Raw genomic sequence first — 18,649 nt, 5'->3', positions numbered from 1 at the left:
GCTTCGGTTCTCAGTTATTACTTATCGGGCTATTTTTCGATTCGCTGAATGCGCTGGCGGACGATCGCAGCACCGGCAATATCTCCTCGCTCTTCTCTGAGCAAAGCCAGGTGAATTAGCCCTTGATAGTGATCCGGTTTGAGGTAAGTTGCTTTTTGGAAATATTGCTCAGCTTGTTGGCGATCGCCCGTTGCTTGGTAAACTTGCCCCAATAAGACGTAAGCATCAGCATTCGTGGGATTTTGACTGAGGTAAGTTTCGCACAGTTTGGCGGCTTCCTGCAATTGTCCGCGATCGGCTGCGCGGCGTGCTGCGTCTAAATCGGCACTAGCAGGCTTAGCAGGAGCTGGTGTCGGGGCGATCGTCCGAATTGGCAAAACCTGCGAATTATCGCCCTCTCTCGGATATTTTTCCTGGGAAGCAGAGGATTTACCGCTCACACTTGGCCACTGCCAAATCGGGGCTTTATCCCTATTTTCTGTGCGTTTCAACTCCCGAATTAGCCGTGAATGATTGATGTTAGTCGCCTGTTGTTTTACCTCGCCTTGATTCTGGGGAATTTCGGTTTTGCGGTAAGCAAATGCTAGGGAGTGACGCACCGAAACAAATTGAGGAGGCAGTTTTTGCCCGCTTTCCGAGTGACCTAAAAACAAGATTCCTGCTGGTTTCAACAACCGATTTAAAAGTTGCACAGTCTGACTTCTGCCTGCACTATCAAAGTAAATTAACACGTTGCGGCAAAAAATTGCATCGTAAGGAATTTGACCAACTAAAAAATAGCTGTCTAGAATGTTTCCCTGAATAAAATTAACTTTCCGTCTCACTGAGTCATTCAACTGATAAAGGTCTCCCGCCAGCGGAGTAAAATAGCGATCGCGAAAATCCAAGTTTTTGTCGCGGAAAGAGTTTTTGCCATAAACTCCGCGAGCCGCTTTTTTGAGAGCAACTTTGCTGATATCTGCCGCATCGATGCTGAAGTCGCTCGGATTTAAACCAGCTTCGAGTAGGGCGATCGCGATCGAGTAAGGTTCCTCCCCCGTCGAGCAAGGAAGGCTCAACACGCGCAGGGTTTTGCCGGGATTTTTGGGCAACCATTCTGAAAGCACGTGGCGGCTCAAAAAAACAAAAGGTTCGCGATCGCGAAAAAACCAAGTTTCCGGTATCACGACACTTTCGATTAATTCTTCCAATTCTGGAGGGGATGTTTGCAGTTTTGCCAAGTAAATATTTATATCAGTCAAACCGCAATCTGCCATCCGACGGTTCACGGCTCTAGTAATTGTATTAGAACCAATAGTCAGGGCATCCAAACCAATTTTTTGTCTGAGTAGAGCTTCAATTGCTGCTTGTATCATTGATTTTAGCTCGTAGATTTGCGTTCATTCTGTTGACTGTTGACTGTTGACTGTTGACTGTTGACTGTTGACTGTTGACTGTTGACTGTTGACTGTTGACAGCTACCTTTAGCTAATGCGTTAATATCGCAATACGGTTTACTTGTATTGGGCGGGTTTTGCCTTAATACAGTCAATTATTTCATAGATTGTTAGCTAAACCCACCCCTACCATAATATGGTTGACTTAAGAAATTCCTCAAAAAGCCTTAAGTAAACCGTATTGGTTAATATCGTAGTTATCAACTTTCGGACCTGCCCACAATTACCAATTACCAATTGCCAACTACCAACTACCAACTACCAATTATCAATTACCCATTACCCATGACTACTGTCAACTGTCAACTGTCTACTGTCAACTGTCAACTGTCAACCTTCCTGTTGGGGAAGCAAATAAGTTTTTTGGGATTCCGGCAGCAGATGTTCTACCCTGACAAATTGAATCATACCGCGATCGTCTGCAATCATTTCTCCCAAATAAGGAGTGCTGTCAATCTTAATGCCGGGACTAACAAATTCGGTTTCTGGTTTGTCGAGAGTTTCTGTCACCCTTTCCGCCATCAGCCCTAAAATTAGGGGGCCGCGCAAACTGCCACCGTTCCCCTCAGAAGTATCGGGAAACTGGCAATTGACTAAGACGATGCGCGTGCTCAAGTAAGCGCGGGCCGCCGTCCCCTGTAGCATTTGGCACAAGTCGATCACCGGGACGAGATGTCCCCGGTAGTTAAACAAGCCGGAAATGTATTCCGGTGCGTTGTGCAGTTTTTTCAAGGTGACAGTGGGCACTACTTCGACTACTCGCCTGCTATCCAAGGCATAGCGATCGTCCCCTACATAAAAGAGCAACATTAACATCGGGATACCAGTAGAGATTTTATATTTTGCAAGTCTAGCGGAAAAAAATTTTGAGAACTTTCGCTTAGTTTTGCAACAATTAGGAGTCTTTTGGCATTCTAGAGCTATCTTGGGAAAAGTGTATTTTCTGGAGACTCAACTACTATGGGTTGGTTTAAAAGACTATTCGGAATGGAAAAGCCTGAAGAGCAGGCTCAACCGATGGCAGAAGTAGTACAGCAAGCTGCTGAAGCACAATCCATTGCTCCTGCTAAAGTCGGCCCAGACGGAAATTTTGACGAAAGTGGCCTGGCGAAGCGGGTTGCTTTGGCTTTTGACGGCGATTCAGAAGTTGCTGATATTGAGACTGTTTGGGTTGCTCAACTCAGTGGCACGGTTGTTCTCAAAGGTCAAGTTCCCAGCCAGGAAGTTCTGGATAAGTTGGTGGCGATCGCCTCTGCTGAAGAGGGCGCCACAGGCGTGCAAACCGATCAAGTGACAGTCGGGTAATTCCTCGGATCTCAATCTGTTTGGCTCTGAGTACGATCGAATTAGTCAAAGCTCGATTAAACCCGCTGCGGCGGGTTTTTTCCTGCCTTCTCACCCTCAAAATATTAATTTTTGTAAACAAACACATTTTACTTAAAAAACCGTATAATTGAATACAGAAACTTAAATAGTTTTAGCTACAAAAAGCAAGCTTAGCGTAACCCGCCCAAAAACGGGTACAAGCTGGGACACCAGTGTCGATCGCCAAATTTTAGACCCAACGACTGCGCTCAGGGCAACGCCAAAGTCCCAACTACCAGATTCATCTGTGAAGTAAATCTAAAATCTAAAATCCAAAATCCAAAATCGACTGACCGTTTTTATCTCAATATTAAGGCTCGAAAAATATGAAACTCACTTATCGCGGTGCAAACTACGAGTGCGACATTCCGACAGTCGATATGATCGAAGGCGAAGTCGCAGGCAAATATCGGGGTCAAGACTGGAACTATCGGTATCCGAGACACCTGGCTGTCCCCAAAAAATACGGCGGTATCAACTTTACCACAAAGCGAGATTTTCAAGCCCAGCACAATGTCACAGCAGTTGACGCCCTTGATGCGGCGGTTAAATCTGCGCCAACTGCTACGGATTTGGCGCAAGTTCACCGGGCGCATATTTGCAGTATTCTCGATCGACGGAAACAAGTAGCCGCAGCCAAGGGCGATGAAAAGCTGCTGCGTTTGCTAGAAAGAGAGTGGCAGCAGATGGCTTGTTAGGAAATAAGTTCAGAAAATACGACGTTTGTCAAGATGGGGAAGTTGAGTTAAATTCAATTTCCCCTTTTTGCTGTGGTTTTGAAATTCTCTAAGACTACATCAACAATTGTGCGATCTGATTAAAGTTTGTTTTAGTTTCTCGCCTAGTCGCAGCAGTATCTCAACGAAAATGTGCAGCTTTGCATTTATACAAAAATTATGTTATAAATTTACAAACCATGAAAACTCCTACTCATAATTTATGGAACCTTTGGCGCTGACGGCTGCTGGAACTGCGATGGCAACCGTATTAGGAACAAAAGCTTTGGAAAAAATTGGAGAAAACCTTGGAGATGCGTTGACTCAATCGGTTCAAAAATTCCGGTCAGTGCTCAAACACGAGTCTCCAGATACGGCGAGTGCGATCGAACTTGTGCCTGAGCAACCTTTAGATTACGGTCAAGCAATCCTGGAAGTGCAATCAGTAGCCGATCGAAATGACGAATTCAAACAAATATTAATCCAATTGCTAGCAGCAGCACAGGCAGATCCAAATCCCAGACTTGCCGAATATATCCAATTGGAAATGAAAAAGCTCCAGTCCCAACAACCATCCATCCAAAACCTGAACTGGTCGAAGTTGCAAGAAAAGGGAGTTATCAATCAAGGTAATATCCAGAACCAGACTAACAACTTCTGACTGCCTCCGTCCTTTGAGAACGGGGAAAAATCGAATCTCACCGAGACTATCGAAGTTAACTGGCGCGATATCTGCAACAAAGTTATAGAAACTCAACAACTCCGCCGCCAAGCAACAGCACAACAATATGAATTAAATATTTACGTTCCCTTGGGATTAATGGAACGTCCCAAAACACCAAACCCCATACCAAACCCCACAGGCGAAGAGTCGCGCCAGAAAGAACCAGAACTGCAAATCGTCCAAACTTATAAAGATGATGCTTTTTTCCAGAAAGTGATTGCCGAAAATCGCACCGAAAAAGGCAAGCATATCGCGATTATTGGCGAACCGGGTGCGGGAAAAACAACGCTATTAGGAGAATTGGCGGAACGGTTGCCGAAAAATTCCCCAGATTTTCCGATTTGTATTCGACTGGCAGATTTACGAGAAAGCACCATTGAAGATTATTTACTCAATAATTGGCTGAAAAAAGCGCTGCAATTTATCGATGCTGATGCGGAAAATGTAACACCAGAGATCGGGAAAGCACTCAAACAACTGTTCAGTCAAGGTAAAGTGTGGTTGCTGCTTGATGGCGTGGATGAAATGGCCGCCGAATCCCCCGTGCAGGCGTTGGCGAAAATTCGAGATCAACTAACAGACTGGGTGGGTAAAGCGCGGGTGGTGCTAACTTGCCGTTTGAATGTTTGGGATGCGGCGATTAGCAATACGCTGACGAATTTTGAGACTTATAAAACATTGGAATTTGAACCCGATGATGTCGATGAGTTTATTCACCAGTGGTTTGAGCAAGCGAGTCAGGATGAGAAACGGCGCAATTCTGACAATGAAACTTCTTGGCATTCCCAGGGAAAACGGTTACAGCAACAGTTAAAAGCACCGGGAAAAGAGCGAATTCGGGAACTGGTACGCAATCCCCTGCGGTTGTCGATGTTGTGTCAGTCTTGGTGCGTAGCTGAACGGGATTTGCCGTCAACGAAGGCGGCACTTTACGAGCAGTTTACTACTTATTTTTTTGACTGGAAAAAAGAGGAATTTCAGCAGAAACAGCGAGTATTGAAGGAAACGGATAAAAAACAGATTCAACAAGCTTTGGCAAAGTTGGCTTTAGCGGCGATGGAAAGTGCTAATCGGTTTCGGATCGAGCAAGAATTTGCGATCGGGCAGATGGAGGAACAGTGGTTTGATTTAGCAGATGAATTGGGATGGTTGGTTTTGGTTGACAGGGATACTCGCACGAAAAAGCCAGTTTATGCTTTCTACCATCCCACGTTTCAGGAATATTTCGCTGCTTGTGCCATTACAGATTGGCACTATTTCTTAGATCACCAAATCCCCCCAGTTTCTGACCGTTACCGTATTTTTGAGCGGCAGTGGAGAGAGGTAATTTTGCTGTGGTTGGGACGAGGGGAGATAGAAGCAAAGCAGAAACAGGAATTTATTGATGCTTTGGTTAATTTTGAGGATGGATGTGGAAAATGGAATTCTCAAGACGATGTAGACAAAGGCTTCTATGAATATCGAGCGTATTTTTTAGCAGCAGCCGCAATTGCGGAGTTTCAGGATTATTCCCAAATAGATGAAGTAATAGGACAGATTGTTAGGTGGGGCTTTTATAATGGCGATAGAGTAATCAGCAATGCAGCTAGGGAAGCATTAGAACAGACGCAACTCCCAAAAGCGATCGATGCTTTGGTGCAACTGCTCAATTCTCCCAATCTTGATGATGACACCGGTAGGGAAGTGGCAGAAAGCTTAGGGAGAATTGACCCAGGCAATCAGAAAGCGATCGATGCTTTAGTCCAACTGCTCATTTCTCCTGATCACACTCATTACAGTCATTCAATAGTGAGAGCAAGCTTAAAGAAAATTGGTCAAGGAAATCAAAAAGCCATCGATACTCTGATTCAATTGCTCTATTCTATCGATCTTTCTAATAACACTCGTAGCCTACTGGCAGTAAGCTTAGGGATGATTGGTCAAGGCAATCAAAAAGCGATCGATGCTTTGCTTCAACTGCTCAACTCTGCTAATCTTGATGATTATATCCGTAGGGATGTGGCAGAAAGTTTAGGAAAAATTGATCCAGGTAATCAAAAAGCGATTAATGCTTTAGTGCAATTGCTCAATTCACCGGATATCTATAATTACGACCGTTTAAGAGTGGCAGAAAGCTTAGGGAAAATTGACCCAAACAATCAAAAAACGATCGATACTTTGGTGCAACTGCTCAACTCTCCCAATCTTAATGCTGACACCCGTATACGAGCGCCAAGAATTTTACAGATAATTGGTCAAGCCAATAAAACCGTGAGCGATGATTTGGCACAATTGCTCAATTCATCCCATCTTGATGATGATATCCGTAGCAACGTAGCAGAAAGCTTAGGAAAAATTGACCCAGGCAATCAAAAAGCCATCAATACCTTAGTGCAACTGCTCAATTCACCCCATCTTGATAATGATATCCGTCGCTACGTAACAGAAAGCTTAGGGAAAATTGGCCAAGGTAATCAAAATGCTATCGATACTTTAGTGCAACTGCTCAATTATCCCAATATTAATTATATCTCTATAATAGAGGTGATACGAAGCTTAGGGAAAATTGGCCAAGGTAATCAAAATGCTATCGATACTTTAGTGCAACTGCTCAATTATCCCAATCTTCGTATTTTTACCCGTAGCAACGTAGCAGAAAGCTTAGGGAAAATTGACCCAGGCAATCAAAAAGCCATCAATACCTTCGTGCAACTGCTCAACTCACCCAATCGTTGTGACACCTACATTTACATATGGACAGAAAGCTTGAAGAACATCCAAATAGACAAGCCATTGACCATAATTAAAGCCTTAATAGCTAAGTTAAACAACTTTCAGGAAATTAATTATGACTGCTACAATTTAATCTGGCACTACGCCCAAAATCTACCCTACCCCGACTTCTATCAAGCTTGGCACCAAGACACCCTTCCCAACTCCCCAACAGCAAGCCTCAACTTAGCAAACTTACCCCAAATCCTTGCCGAAGCCATTAACGATCGACCCGATTTATGCAGCAAAGTAAAACTAATTTGCATCGACACTCACCAATTCATAGAACCCGAAAACTCCGCCCTTGAAATTTACGATATGATGCTAAATCAAAATTGTCCAGAGTCGCAAAATGGCTATCCAGATACCATGCAAAAACTCAAACTGTATTGGAATTCCCTACGCCGCCAAAGCGAAATCCCCCTGTTTTTCATCTGCTACGATTCCACAGCACTCTCACCCACACCCACAGGATTTAGCGCTCCATTTCTCAAAGCTTTAAGCAAATTCGATCGCGCGATTTGTGTCGTCTGCGAAAAAGCAGATATTTCCTTGCCAACTTTTTCACCCAGTCAACCGAACTTAATTGCCAAGATTGTGGCGTGGATTAGCGAGATGATGGCATAATAGAGAGTATCTTACGATTAAACTCAACTCCCAATCTGGAGGCTTTATGTCTGAAATTACCATAGACGAGATCGAGCTGAAACAACTGATAAAAAGTGCCATTGTTGAACTGCTTCAAGAAAGAAAGGAAATAGTTTATGATTTATTAGCAGAAATCATTGAAGATATTGCATTAGAAAAAGCAATCCAAGAAGGCGAAAATACCGAGCCAGTCAGCCGTGAAACAATTTTCAATATTCTAGGACGAAAACAATGAATGTTGAATTTAGAAAGAGTTTTGAGAAAGATTTAAACAATCTGCGCGATGAATCCCTACTGCAACGAATTCAGGCGGTTATTGAAGAAGTAGAGGCGGCTGAAAATTTCGGAGATGTAAGCAACTTGAAAAAGCTTAAAGCTGACGGTAACTACTATCGAATTAGAATCGGAGACTACAGAATTGGTATAGCATTCGATGAAAATATCGTCATTTTTGTGAGGGTGTTGCACCGCAAAGAAGTTTACAGATATTTTCCTTAACTTAGATGAATTAATAGAGGTGACTGGCACGATATATAGCTCCTATATTCTATCATTCTCATATTTCAGTATTTAGGACTTACGGACGAGTGGTGAGAAACCGGGTTTTTTACGAAAATCCTTCGTTGTTACCCGCAGATTCGATAAAAACCCGGTTTCTTGGGTCTTCATGCGTAATTCCTGTTCTCCACCTCTCCCCATCACCCCTTAACGCAAACCACCTGCTTCAAAGTCGCCACCACTTCCACCAAATCCGACTGCTGCTGCATCACCTCCTCGATCGGCTTATAAGCCCCCGGAATTTCATCTAAAAACTCCGCATCTTTCCGACATTCCACCCCCTCAGTTTGCCGCACAAAATCATCGAGAGTGAATACATTCTTCGCCTTGCTGCGAGACATCAACCGCCCCGCGCCGTGACTGCAACTACAGTAACTTTCAAGATTTCCCTTCCCTTTAACAATAAAAGATTTCGCCCCCATCGAACCCGGAATAATCCCCAAATCCTCAACTTGCGCGCGCACAGCACCCTTGCGAGTCACATACACATCCTCACCAAAATGCACCTCTTTTTCCGCGTAATTGTGGTGGCAATTCACTTGTAATAGCGGCTTAGTAACTTTGCCTCCGGCGAGATGCTTTTCGACAATTTTCTTAAACCTAGCCATCATGATATCGCGGTTAAAACTGGCATAATCCTGCGCCCACTGCAAATCGTGCCAATAAGCGGCAAACTCCGGCGTACCGGCTACAAAATAAGCTAAATCTTTGTCAGCTAAACTAATTTCTGCCAGTTTAGCTAAGTCTTTAGCAGTCTCGATGTGCTGTTGTGCGAGTAAATTACCGATACCGCGCGAACCCGAATGCAGCATTAGCCAAACAGAGTTTTCGGTGTCAACGCAAACCTCAATAAAATGATTCCCACCGCCGAGGGAACCTAACTGTTTTAAAGCTTTATTGTCTTGATGCTGCACTCCTTGATGCAGTTCCTTGAAATCGCCCCATCTTTGCCAGTTGGTGACACTTTTTTCGACTTCTTTGTTTTCGGCAAATCCTACGGGAATTGCTGCTTCGATTTCGAGGCGAATTTGTTTGAGTTTTCCTTCTAATTTATTGGCGTTAAATGGCATTTTTACAGCCATCATCCCGCAACCAATATCCACGCCCACAGCAGCCGGAATAATTGCTTCTTTTGTGGCAATTACTGAACCTACTAAAGCACCTTTTCCTAGGTGTACGTCGGGCATGAGGGCGACGTGCTTGAATACAAAGGGCAAAGATGCTACGTTGGCGGCCATCTTGGTTTCTTTTTCGCCTAGGGCGTGGTTCGCCCAGGATAATACTGGTTTTGGGGTAGATATTTCTAACTTTTCGTAGGGCATTTTGGTTGAATTTATTTTGACTATCGAGTTTATGTATTACACCTGTAACATAAATTTATCCTAATGTCAATACGACTCAAGATAAGAGTCGGCGGTTGAAACCGCTACTACAGAAACAAAGTCCGCCTTCGCGGACTGAAGAGTAAAGGGGATATTTATCGTAAGGTGCGCATTGCGCACGCTACATTTTATAAGTTTGTAGTCTTTCCCGCCGTTTTCTGCACGGGAATAGCAACTGTCTGCAATAAGAGCGGACTAAAGTCCACACTACGAACCTTCGCACGCTACATTTTATAAGTTTGTAGTCTTTCCCGCCGTTTTCTGCACGGGAATAGCAACTGTCTGCAATAAGAGCGGACTAAAGTCCACACTACGAACCTTCGCACGCTACATTTTATAAGTTTGTAGTCTTTCCCGCCGTTTTCTGCACGGGAATAGCAACTGTCTGCAATAAGAGCGGACTAAAGTCCACACTACGAACCTTCGCACGCTACATTTTATAAGTTTGTGGTCTTTCCCGCCGTTTTCTGCGCGGGAATCGCCACAGCCTGCGGCTTCTTAGATCCAAACATACCAAAGAAATCGTGCAGCAAAACGTAAAAACACGGAATGATAAACAGCGTTAGCAAAGTTGCCAACGACAAACCGGAAAACACCACAACCCCCAAAGGTTGCAAGAATTCCGAACCCTCTCCAATCCCCAAAGCTAGCGGGAATAAACCTAAAACTGTCGTGATAGTTGTCATCAAAATCGGTCGCAAACGTTGAGGTGCGGCTCTGAGAATTGCTGTCGTGCGATCGACCTTTTCCTCATCCCGAATTTGGTTGGCCAATTCTACCATAATAATCCCGTTATTTACCACAATTCCCACCAGCAAAATCGCGCCCACAATCACCGTTGCACCGATCGCAGTTTTGCTCGCATACAGCCCAAAAATCCCCCCAGCCAAAGCTAGCGGCACTGTCAACATAATCACCAACGGGTCAACTAATGAGTTGTACTGTACAGCCATTACCACAAATACTAAAAAAGTGGCCATCGCGCCCAAAAGTTTTAGGGAATTTTGCAATTGCTGATTGGTTTCGGCCGCAGCACTGGGGACAATTCGCACTCCGTCGGGCAATTTTATCTCAGATAAAGCTGCATTGACTTGATTTACGGCGTCGCCCAAACTAACTTGTTTATTCAAATTGCCGACTATCAAGAAAACCGGGCGTTGGTTGAGCCGCTGAATTTCGCCCGGGGCTTTTCCTAAGGTAATTGCTGTTACGTCGCTCAATCGCACCAGAGTATTATTTCTCCCTAGCAGCGGAATGTACCGCAATTGATCTACTGTTTGTACAGAATTGCGATCGAATTGCACTCGCACATCTACTAAGCGGTTTCCCCGCTGCAATTGAGTGGGAATTGCGCCTTGAATTGCTGTCTGAATTGTCTCGCCAATTGCTTTAGCTGTCAGCCCGTATAGTGAGGCGCGTTCCCAGTCGGGGCGAATTTGTACTTCCGGCTGTTGGGGGTCGCCATCGGGTCGAAATCTCGCTAATTTAACTTTCTCATCTAGAGTTTTCAATACTTGACGGCCTGCTGTCTGCAATGTTTGAGGGTTGTCGCCTTGGAGTATGATATCAATTTCGCCGCCTCGTACTGGCGAGTTGTTTAAAACTAAACCGCGAATTGATTCGGGAACTAGGCGCAGGCGAGTATTTTTGGGTAGGTCGATTTTATTGATTTCTGCTGTGAGGCGATCGGCAAATGCTGCTACATTAGTACCCGATTTGACAGTAATAGTGCTGCTACCTCTGAGCAAGTTTTCTATTGTATTGTTGCCAAAAAGTAGTCCTCCGGCTGTGGTTAAAGTGTACTGAGTTTCTGGTTGCTTGAGAAAAATTTCATCCGCTGCTTCCATGACTTTTTGATTGGTTTCTAGGTTAGTACCGGGTGGAAATAAAGCAAATAATCTCGCTTGACTGGTGTTAACTCGCGGTAAAATTTCTTGGGGAAGTTGACCGGCCATCCACAAACTGCTGCTACCTAACACCGCAAAGGCGATCGCCACTACCCACACCCTCGATCGCACAACTTTTGTCAAAAACCACCCGTAGCCGCCCGTAGCGTCTGCAAACTTGCGGTTAAATATGGCGATCGGCGCAAAGTTGCTGATGCCGCTCGATCGCTCAATTGCCATCAATTGAGAAGTGAGCATCGGCACAATAGTTAAAGCTACTAACAGAGAGGCTGCTACCGCAAAGCTAATAGTTAAAATCAACTCATTAAATAATAGCGAAATCAAACCGCCGATTAACAAAAATGGTAATACTGAGATTAAGTTGGCTGCTGTAGAAGCAATCATCGATGATTCTACTTCCTCACTGCGCGCCACACACTCATCAATTGTGCGCTGCTTTCTATCTTTAATCCGCCCTTTATTGAGATGAGGATTACTTCTCAAACCAACAATCACATTTTCTAAAATAACTACGCTAGTGTCGATTGCTTGTCCGATTCCCAATGCCAAACCGCCCAAACTAAACAAATTCAAAGACAGTCCAAACAGCCGCATTAAAATAATTGCAGCTAAAGTACACAAAGGAATCGTCAAACAAATAATCAGCGTTTGCCGGAGAGAACCCAAGAAAAACAGCACTGCTACAGCCGCCAACAATGCCCCAGAAATACCAGCATTGGCGACATCTGCTAAAGAATTGCGAATGAATCGGGATTCATCCAAGCTAGTCACAACCTGCATATCAGGCGAAATTAAATTTGTACTCTGCATTTCCTGAATGCGTTTCTTTACCCCATCCACAACCGCCAGCGTATTGGCATCTGGTTGTTTGAGAATGCTAATTTTTACCGCAGGTTTCTGATTGAGAAATACCTTAACTCGTTCTTCTTCGGTACCGTCAATTATTTCCGCAAAATCTCGCAAATAAACTCGTTTCGGCGGGTTTGAACTCAATACTTGAAAAGACAGATTGCGGATTTCTCCCGCATTCCGCAGCCGCCCGACAGTCCGCGTCAAAGGTTCGCTGGCTTCTTGTCGCAGCCGCCCGCCGGATGTGTCTAGGTTGCGGGCTGCTAGGGCGTCGAACACGTCAGAGACGGGAACGCCTAAAGCTTGCAAGCGATTCAGGTCGATATTGACTTGAATTTCTTCTTTAACTCCGCCGGAAACGTCAACAGAAGCGACACCTGGAATTACATTTAATTCTCTTGCTAATTCTTCATCCGCAAACACGCGCAAGTCAACTCCTTGGAGGGAATTTGAAGTAATAGCAAATTCGTAAACAGGCTGTTGGGAAGGGTCAAATTTGAAGAGACTGGGAGATTCAACTGTATCGGGAAGTCGGCTGCGGATGCGGTTGACAGCGGCGGTGGCGTCGTTGAGGGCTTGGTCGATATCGCCGCCCGGTTTAAAGAATAAATCGACGCTGATTTGTCCCTCGCGGGTGCGGGAAAAAACTTGGGTGACGCCTTCGGTGGCGGAAAGTCCTTGTTCGAGGGGGCGGGTAACTTCGTCCACTGCGACTTCTGGGGAAATTCCGGGGGCGTTTAGGCGCACGCTGATGCGGGGATAGGTGATGGAGGGTAGCAAGTCAACGGGCAGTTGGGTGAGGTAGAACAGGCCCAAGATGATAATTGCTACTGTCAGCATGAGGGTGCCGATATGGCGGCGGATTGAGAGGCTGCTAATGCTGAATCCGGGTTTGTCGGCGCTCATTCTATTTTAGATTTTAGATTTTAGATTTTTAGATTGGCGATTCAAGATTTGAGATTGAAAAGTTTACCACAAATAATTGGTTTAAAGCCTCTCGCCAACAGGGATAAGTAGCTGTCAACCCAACGACCGACTTTTCTGGCTCTTGTGCCAACTGTCAATCGATCGAATATTTACACTGCGCTTTTTGCAATTATAATAAGTTTTAATAAAAAATAATTATTTATTTTTGAATATTCCTTTAGAGGTAGTCGCCCTCAACCGAAATTGGCATAAATTGCGATCGGCTGTTGAGTTTCTGTAAGTTATCACAAATAGGAACAGGCAAGATGCCTGTTCCACAACAACAAATAAACTTTATTATGGGGGGCATTGTTCCTACCCCGCCCTTAGATTGTCCTGTCCTTCTGATAACTGTCAACTGACAACTGTCAACTGACAACTGATAACTGTCAACCGTCAACTGTCAACTGACTACTGTACTTGACTGCCGTGGGCGCGCGGGTCTGAGCTACTTGTTTTTACAGGCCCTGTGGGGGGGGTAAAATCAGAAACTTGACCCGAAGCTTGGACGTGTGGTAAAGGTTTTCCGGCAATTAAAGCTTCTAAGTTATCTTCCATAATGCTGCGGGGTGTTTCGCCGATCGTTTCTGCAACGCTGTTGCCTTTATCGTTTAAGTAGACAAAGTGCGGAATCCCATCTACTCGATATTTAGTGATTTCTGGCAGCCATTTGTCGTTGTCTACATTCAGCATCACAAAATTCATTGGTTCGGCGTATTGCTGTTTGATGGCGCTCAAATCTTTAGCCATTGCTTGACAGCTACCGCACCAATTAGCATAAAATTCCATCAGCGTCGGTTTACCGTTTGTTAAGGCTGTTTCCAATGGTACGGAGGCTTTTGCCATTTCGGTGAGACTGCTTGATGGCGTTTGAGTTCGCACTCCGAAGAAGAGGGATATTGAAAGAGCGATCGCTGCTAATACGATCAATAAGTTTCTGACGCGCGCGGCCGCTGTGATGTCGGAATCTTTGGGTACAGGGGCAGCAGTTGAGTTTGGCGAATTGAGACTCATAAAATAAATCGCGATTTTATTTTTATGTTTTTATTTTGATAAGCTGGTCGAAATTATACCATATTTTGAGATAATTAGACCAATATTATCTTAAAATTGGCTGATGCCTGTAATTAGACTCAAGTGCGTTAAAACTGAAGATCGGAAAGATTGTTTGTAAATTACCGAGGTTAAAGTGAAAAAACGGGTAACGCTGACGTTTCCCCAACGATCGATCCAAATGCCTGTCACCTATCGACTGGCAAAGGATTTTAATGTTGCAGCCAACATTATCCGCGCTCAGGTGGCTCCGAATCAAGTGGGCAAACTGGTGCTAGAGTTATCAGGGGACATCGACCAACTCGAAGCGGCGATCGACTGGATGCGATCGCAAAACATCGGCGTTTCTCTAGCCAGCAGGGAAATTCTCATCGATGAAGATATTTGCGTTCACTGCGGCTTGTGTACGGGGGTTTGCCCGACAGAAGCCTTGACCCTTGACCCAGAAAGCTTTAAACTAACGTTTGCTCGATCGCGCTGTATCGTCTGCGAGCAGTGCATCCCTACTTGTCCGGTGCAAGCTATTTCTACCAACCTCTAAAACCGCTCATATATTTATCGGGGTCATCTTTTTTAACCTGGTTTCCCTAATCTTTTCATCAGATGAGAAAAACTTCTTGGCTTTCGCTCGCTCTACTTTTTACTACTTACTTCATTTTTGGCTGGAAATTATCTGAATTTGATATTCCCCCGCACATGACTTGGTTTTTAGCCGTAGCTGCTATTTTTGTGTTAGCTATCGCTTTGTCGTTCCCCCTTAAAAGCACCAAAAAATGGATTATGCGGTGGATCTCGACTGATGCGGGTGCTTTTATTTCGATTATTTCAGCAGCTTTTTTGGCTGTTATAGTTGTGACTTGGATGCACCTTTTTGTGACTGGTTTAGTATTAATTTCAGCCGGAGCTTTGGCAAGACTTGACATTCAAATTTTTGGTCATCAAAGATGGCGGACTTTTTGCGTATTAGCTGCTGTTTCTCTGAGCGGTTTGGGGTTGGGTGGCTACCTCGAATTTTTCTCAAAAACAGGCAGGCTCGTATTCTCTTAATTGGAAACAGGAAATTTACCCACCAAATGCGGCAACTAACAGCGGATATTTAGTGGAAAATAATCCGATCGCCTATCACTAAAATACAGCCGATATTTATTCAATACCTCACCCCGGGCTAATTGCCCCTGTCGGGGGGCAATCATAGGATTTTTTACCATGGCGAGCTACAGATGCCGAATCAGTAATTCGCACCCAATAAAAAAGCAGCTTTAGGGAGCTGCTCGTCAGATTGCATGAGGTATTGTTCTCAGGATAGGACGGGTGGAATTCGATCGATCTTGGGTTACATTTTTTGATACGGGAGAATTGATGAGTCAATGGACGATCGCGAAATCGTCACATAGGAGGATAACATCGAAGCTAAATTTCCTGACAATGAAGTTAGCGTTTAACTGTCCTTGCGCCCTACAGCCCTTCAGCGGTGGGGCCATTTTATTTTGAGAGAGAACTCACAGCATTTTCAATTTTCAATCAAAATGACCGATCGGGTAAAGCTTTGGATCGCTCACCTACAGTTGCATTCTGTTTTTAAACTGGTATCAATAGCTGACTTGATCGCATCAGACAAGCCTGCTATTAACTTTTCTACAAAGTCTCCCACAGCCAAATCGTCACATTGAATAAAACATACGCACCGCCTCGCCTCAAACCCGGTTGATTTTTAGAGCTTGGGCGGTTCAATGGACACCTTCAGACAGAAATCAGTATTATTACGGAATAAAAAAATCCTCAAAAATCTGTTATTCTCCCAGAAACTCACTTTCTGAGCGTATCAATTGATATCATCCCGGGTTTGAGATTTGATAACTTTTCGGACTTCCTCGATCGCCCTGAGTGCAACTTCTTCAGGCTGTTCGCCTCGACGGGTAGACACTCGGACATCTGCCTGAGTGTAGAAACGCTCTCGCTCGCTCAGAAGGCTTTGCAGCTTAGATTTGACATCGCCTTCCCGCAGTAGGGGTCGAGTGGTGTCAGAACCCAATCTCTGGATCAATTGTTCTACAGGTACGTCCAGCCAAACCACGATACCGTAGTGCAAGTAACCCCAATTGATCGATCGCCCCACAATCCCCCCGCCCGTAGCCACGACTGAATTTTGATAAGCAGCCAACTCGCCGAGCACCTTCGTTTCTAATTCCCGAAAAGCCTCTTCCCCAAGGCGATCGAAAATCTCAGCAATTGATTGATTCGCCACTCGAACAATTAGGTCATCAGTATCAAAAAAACGGTATTTTAATTCCCTAGCCAAAATACGCCCCACCGTGGTTTTCCCCGCACCCATCATCCCGACGAGATACAGATTGACTCCCCTCAATAAATCCACCGCCAAATCCTCCATATTTTGCTATTTTTTCAGATTAATCGATCCGCTGGGGCGATCGTCCTCATCAAATACATCATCCTCATCCAATCCCCAATCGTCCTCTGCTTCTGCGCTAGGATTTGGGGATACTCCCGCGCTATTGGAGTTAAGTATCGACTCTTGGGGGGGAACCACCACCCGATACTCAGCATCGTAGACAGACTCAGTTTGTCCCACCCCCGACTGGTTCGGATCTCGATAGCCGTAAGAGTATACCGAGCCAGCCCAAGACTTGCTTTTGGGTTCCTGTTTAGTTTCGTAATCCCTCGGATTTGCGCCTTGTCCCAAGTCATTTAGCTGCGAGTCAGCAGCCAAATCGCCATCCCCCCAATCATCATCGCTGGCGCCATTTGCCGATTTTGAGCCATCAGAAACCCAATCGTCCTCATCATCTGCGATAGAACTCCCCGCAGCAGCGTAATCTTTCGCCCCAACCGGATTCGGAGTTTCTTGCTGAAAAGTCCGGGCACCGTAGCCCGCCGGCGTACCGAACTGTGTTCGGTAACTAGCAGACTGAGTTTGGCTATTTTCCCGATTCAGATCCGGGTCAATTTCTTGTTTTCTAGGAGGGGGAGGTGGCGAGTTAGGTGTCCTCCTGTCTGTCGGGAAAGTATCGCTCTGGCTGCGACTGTCGCGGCCAGAGCGATCGCGCGGTTGAGATAGGTAATTTGAAAAAGAGAGCATACCAGAAATCAATAAAGATGTGACAGCTCCCGCCGCCATGCTCAGCAAAATCCAGATTGACAAGGGTACAGCGGGCGATCGAATTCCCAAAAATACCAGCGATAATGCCGGCTCCACATTTTGCAGGGCAAAAATAGTTAGCCCTACCACAATCACGAGCAAAAATACAGCGCGCATATAGAATTTTTATTGGTAATTAGTCATTTGTCATTAGTCATTTGTCAACTGTCAACTGTTAACAGTTAACAGTTAACTGTTAACTGTTAACTGTTAACTGTCAACTGACAACTGTCAACTGTTAACTGTCAACTATCAACTGTCAACTGTCAACTGTCAACTGTCAACTGTCAACTGTCAACTGTCAACTGTCAACTATCAACTGTCAACTGACAACTGACAAATCTTCTTCCTTCCAGCGTTTGAGAGGAACGCAATCAATCCCCAATTGGTCTAAAGCACGAGCCACCACAAAGTCTACTAAATCTTCAATAGTTTGAGGATTGTGATACCAAGCGGGAATCGCTGGCACAATTCTAGCTCCAGCTTCGGCTAAGGTGGTCAAATTTCGCAGGTGAATCAAGCTAAAAGGTGTTTCCCGAGGTACGAGTACCAATTTTCTGCCTTCCTTGAGCTGAACGTCGGCCGCTCTTTCGAGCAAATCCGAACTTAAGCCAGCCGCCAGCTTGCCTAGTGTACTCATGCTACAAGGAATAATCATCATCCCTTGGGTGCGAAACGAGCCGCTAGCAATATTAGCACCAACATCTTGCCAGGGATGGCACCGGAGTTTACCAGAATTGGGTACTCCTGCTTGTTCCCGCCAAAATTCTTCTTGCATAGTTGGTTCTGCGGGCATTCGGATGTTCTGTTCGCTTTGCCAAACCATGTAGGTAGATTTTGATGCTACCAGTTCCACAGGTCGATCGGCCTCCAAGAGATATTTCAATGTTCGCACGGCGTAAATTAATCCCGATGCTCCAGTCACTCCTACAATTAGCGGGTAGTTATTTGTCATTATTTTTCAGAAATAAGTTTGAGGAAAGAAGCAAGTAGGAATTGAGAGCGTGTCCATTGAGTTAGGTCGAGGGAGGCTATTAAGCCCCGCCCCTCCCAATTAGATCCGAACGTGCGACTTTCATCGCATTCGGCTCCCGATATTCTAGTCACGCGACTTGCTCATGTGGGTGTAATCGTGGC

Annotated in this window: 16 protein-coding genes; 8 read left to right on the top strand and 8 right to left on the bottom strand. The window is 45.0% G+C overall.

The genetic code is table 11. The annotated features are described in order from the left end of the window. Positions 1 to 29: 29 nt before the first annotated feature. Both QZW47_RS08845 and QZW47_RS08840 read right to left on the bottom strand, forming a co-directional pair. A complete protein-coding gene (locus tag QZW47_RS08845) occupies positions 30 to 1,355 on the bottom strand; it encodes a CheR family methyltransferase (protein ID WP_293126193.1) in 1,326 nt (441 codons plus the stop codon). Positions 1,356 to 1,766: 411 nt separating this feature from the next. Beyond that, positions 1,767 to 2,246, bottom strand: coding sequence for a chemotaxis protein CheW (locus QZW47_RS08840; RefSeq protein ID WP_293126191.1), 480 nt, complete (start codon positions 2,244 to 2,246; stop codon positions 1,767 to 1,769). 150 nt (positions 2,247 to 2,396) lie between these two features. Here QZW47_RS08840 and QZW47_RS08835 point away from each other — a divergent pair, with 150 nt between their 5' ends. The 6 genes from QZW47_RS08835 (at position 2,397) to QZW47_RS08810 (ending at position 8,138) form a co-directional block, all read left to right on the top strand. Then, positions 2,397 to 2,741, top strand: a complete 345-nt coding sequence (locus tag QZW47_RS08835; protein ID WP_293126189.1) for a BON domain-containing protein — start codon at positions 2,397 to 2,399, stop codon at positions 2,739 to 2,741. Between the two features lie 386 nt (positions 2,742 to 3,127). Continuing rightward, positions 3,128 to 3,499: a DUF4278 domain-containing protein gene (locus QZW47_RS08830; RefSeq protein WP_293126180.1), complete on the top strand. Its 372-nt coding sequence runs from the start codon at positions 3,128 to 3,130 to the stop codon at positions 3,497 to 3,499. A 241-nt stretch (positions 3,500 to 3,740) separates the two neighbouring features. After that, positions 3,741 to 4,178, top strand: coding sequence for a hypothetical protein (locus QZW47_RS08825; RefSeq protein ID WP_293126178.1), 438 nt, complete (start codon positions 3,741 to 3,743; stop codon positions 4,176 to 4,178). Between the two features lie 159 nt (positions 4,179 to 4,337). Further along, positions 4,338 to 7,619 carry a HEAT repeat domain-containing protein gene (locus QZW47_RS08820; RefSeq protein WP_293126176.1) on the top strand — a complete coding sequence of 1,094 codons (3,282 nt, stop codon included), beginning with the start codon at positions 4,338 to 4,340 and terminating at the stop codon, positions 7,617 to 7,619. A 46-nt stretch (positions 7,620 to 7,665) separates the two neighbouring features. Continuing rightward, the gene (locus tag QZW47_RS08815; protein WP_293126174.1) at positions 7,666 to 7,875 is read left to right on the top strand and encodes a hypothetical protein; all 210 of its coding nucleotides are present in this window, start codon (positions 7,666 to 7,668) and stop codon (positions 7,873 to 7,875) included. Further along, positions 7,872 to 8,138 carry a type II toxin-antitoxin system RelE/ParE family toxin gene (locus QZW47_RS08810; protein WP_293126172.1) on the top strand — a complete coding sequence of 89 codons (267 nt, stop codon included), beginning with the start codon at positions 7,872 to 7,874 and terminating at the stop codon, positions 8,136 to 8,138. The genes QZW47_RS08815 and QZW47_RS08810 overlap by 4 nt, the downstream gene beginning before the upstream one ends. 200 nt (positions 8,139 to 8,338) lie before the next feature. Here QZW47_RS08810 and QZW47_RS08805 read toward each other — a convergent pair whose 3' ends face one another. The 3 genes from QZW47_RS08805 to QZW47_RS08795 form a co-directional block, all read right to left on the bottom strand. Then, positions 8,339 to 9,520, bottom strand: coding sequence for an RtcB family protein (locus QZW47_RS08805; RefSeq protein ID WP_293126170.1), 1,182 nt, complete (start codon positions 9,518 to 9,520; stop codon positions 8,339 to 8,341). Positions 9,521 to 10,017: 497 nt separating this feature from the next. After that, positions 10,018 to 13,242, bottom strand: a complete 3,225-nt coding sequence (locus tag QZW47_RS08800) for an efflux RND transporter permease subunit (protein ID WP_293126168.1) — start codon at positions 13,240 to 13,242, stop codon at positions 10,018 to 10,020. A gap of 471 nt (positions 13,243 to 13,713) precedes the next feature. Next, positions 13,714 to 14,316, bottom strand: coding sequence for a thioredoxin family protein (locus tag QZW47_RS08795; RefSeq protein WP_293126166.1), 603 nt, complete (start codon positions 14,314 to 14,316; stop codon positions 13,714 to 13,716). Between the two features lie 175 nt (positions 14,317 to 14,491). On the opposite strand from QZW47_RS08795, the gene QZW47_RS08790 reads away from it, so the two are divergent. Further along, on the top strand, positions 14,492 to 14,896 hold the full coding sequence (locus QZW47_RS08790; RefSeq protein ID WP_293126164.1) for an NIL domain-containing protein: 405 nt from the start codon (positions 14,492 to 14,494) through the stop codon (positions 14,894 to 14,896). 62 nt (positions 14,897 to 14,958) lie between these two features. Next, a complete protein-coding gene (locus tag QZW47_RS08785) occupies positions 14,959 to 15,402 on the top strand; it encodes a hypothetical protein (RefSeq protein WP_293126162.1) in 444 nt (147 codons plus the stop codon). A 775-nt stretch (positions 15,403 to 16,177) separates the two neighbouring features. Here QZW47_RS08785 and QZW47_RS08780 read toward each other — a convergent pair. The 3 genes from QZW47_RS08780 to QZW47_RS08770 all read right to left on the bottom strand — a co-directional run bounded on the left by QZW47_RS08780 (position 16,178) and on the right by QZW47_RS08770 (position 18,467). After that, positions 16,178 to 16,744 carry a shikimate kinase gene (locus QZW47_RS08780; protein WP_293126160.1) on the bottom strand — a complete coding sequence of 189 codons (567 nt, stop codon included), beginning with the start codon at positions 16,742 to 16,744 and terminating at the stop codon, positions 16,178 to 16,180. Positions 16,745 to 16,750: 6 nt separating this feature from the next. Continuing rightward, on the bottom strand, positions 16,751 to 17,629 hold the full coding sequence (locus tag QZW47_RS08775; protein ID WP_293126158.1) for a LapA family protein: 879 nt from the start codon (positions 17,627 to 17,629) through the stop codon (positions 16,751 to 16,753). Between the two features lie 205 nt (positions 17,630 to 17,834). Beyond that, positions 17,835 to 18,467: a flavin prenyltransferase UbiX gene (locus tag QZW47_RS08770; RefSeq protein ID WP_293126156.1), complete on the bottom strand. Its 633-nt coding sequence runs from the start codon at positions 18,465 to 18,467 to the stop codon at positions 17,835 to 17,837. Positions 18,468 to 18,649: the final 182 nt, after the last annotated feature.

This window comes from Microcoleus sp. bin38.metabat.b11b12b14.051, assembly GCF_013299165.1.
In the GTDB taxonomy this organism is placed as follows: domain Bacteria; phylum Cyanobacteriota; class Cyanobacteriia; order Cyanobacteriales; family Microcoleaceae; genus Microcoleus.
This window is presented reverse-complemented; position numbering and strand designations above follow the sequence as displayed.

Excerpts from the sequence above, each read along its gene's own strand:
- QZW47_RS08845 (WP_293126193.1), bottom strand. The coding sequence starts at position 1,355 with ATGATACAAGCAGCAATTGAAGCTCTACTCAGACAAAAAATTGGTTTG.
- QZW47_RS08840 (WP_293126191.1), bottom strand. The coding sequence starts at position 2,246 with ATGTTGCTCTTTTATGTAGGGGACGATCGCTATGCCTTGGATAGCAGG.
- QZW47_RS08835 (WP_293126189.1), top strand. The coding sequence starts at position 2,397 with ATGGGTTGGTTTAAAAGACTATTCGGAATGGAAAAGCCTGAAGAGCAG.
- QZW47_RS08830 (WP_293126180.1), top strand. The coding sequence starts at position 3,128 with ATGAAACTCACTTATCGCGGTGCAAACTACGAGTGCGACATTCCGACA.
- QZW47_RS08825 (WP_293126178.1), top strand. The coding sequence starts at position 3,741 with ATGGAACCTTTGGCGCTGACGGCTGCTGGAACTGCGATGGCAACCGTA.
- QZW47_RS08820 (WP_293126176.1), top strand. The coding sequence starts at position 4,338 with ATGGAACGTCCCAAAACACCAAACCCCATACCAAACCCCACAGGCGAA.
- QZW47_RS08815 (WP_293126174.1), top strand. The coding sequence starts at position 7,666 with ATGTCTGAAATTACCATAGACGAGATCGAGCTGAAACAACTGATAAAA.
- QZW47_RS08810 (WP_293126172.1), top strand. The coding sequence starts at position 7,872 with ATGAATGTTGAATTTAGAAAGAGTTTTGAGAAAGATTTAAACAATCTG.
- QZW47_RS08805 (WP_293126170.1), bottom strand. The coding sequence starts at position 9,520 with ATGCCCTACGAAAAGTTAGAAATATCTACCCCAAAACCAGTATTATCC.
- QZW47_RS08800 (WP_293126168.1), bottom strand. The coding sequence starts at position 13,242 with ATGAGCGCCGACAAACCCGGATTCAGCATTAGCAGCCTCTCAATCCGC.
- QZW47_RS08795 (WP_293126166.1), bottom strand. The coding sequence starts at position 14,316 with ATGAGTCTCAATTCGCCAAACTCAACTGCTGCCCCTGTACCCAAAGAT.
- QZW47_RS08785 (WP_293126162.1), top strand. The coding sequence starts at position 14,959 with ATGAGAAAAACTTCTTGGCTTTCGCTCGCTCTACTTTTTACTACTTAC.
- QZW47_RS08780 (WP_293126160.1), bottom strand. The coding sequence starts at position 16,744 with ATGGAGGATTTGGCGGTGGATTTATTGAGGGGAGTCAATCTGTATCTC.
- QZW47_RS08775 (WP_293126158.1), bottom strand. The coding sequence starts at position 17,629 with ATGCGCGCTGTATTTTTGCTCGTGATTGTGGTAGGGCTAACTATTTTT.
- QZW47_RS08770 (WP_293126156.1), bottom strand. The coding sequence starts at position 18,467 with ATGACAAATAACTACCCGCTAATTGTAGGAGTGACTGGAGCATCGGGA.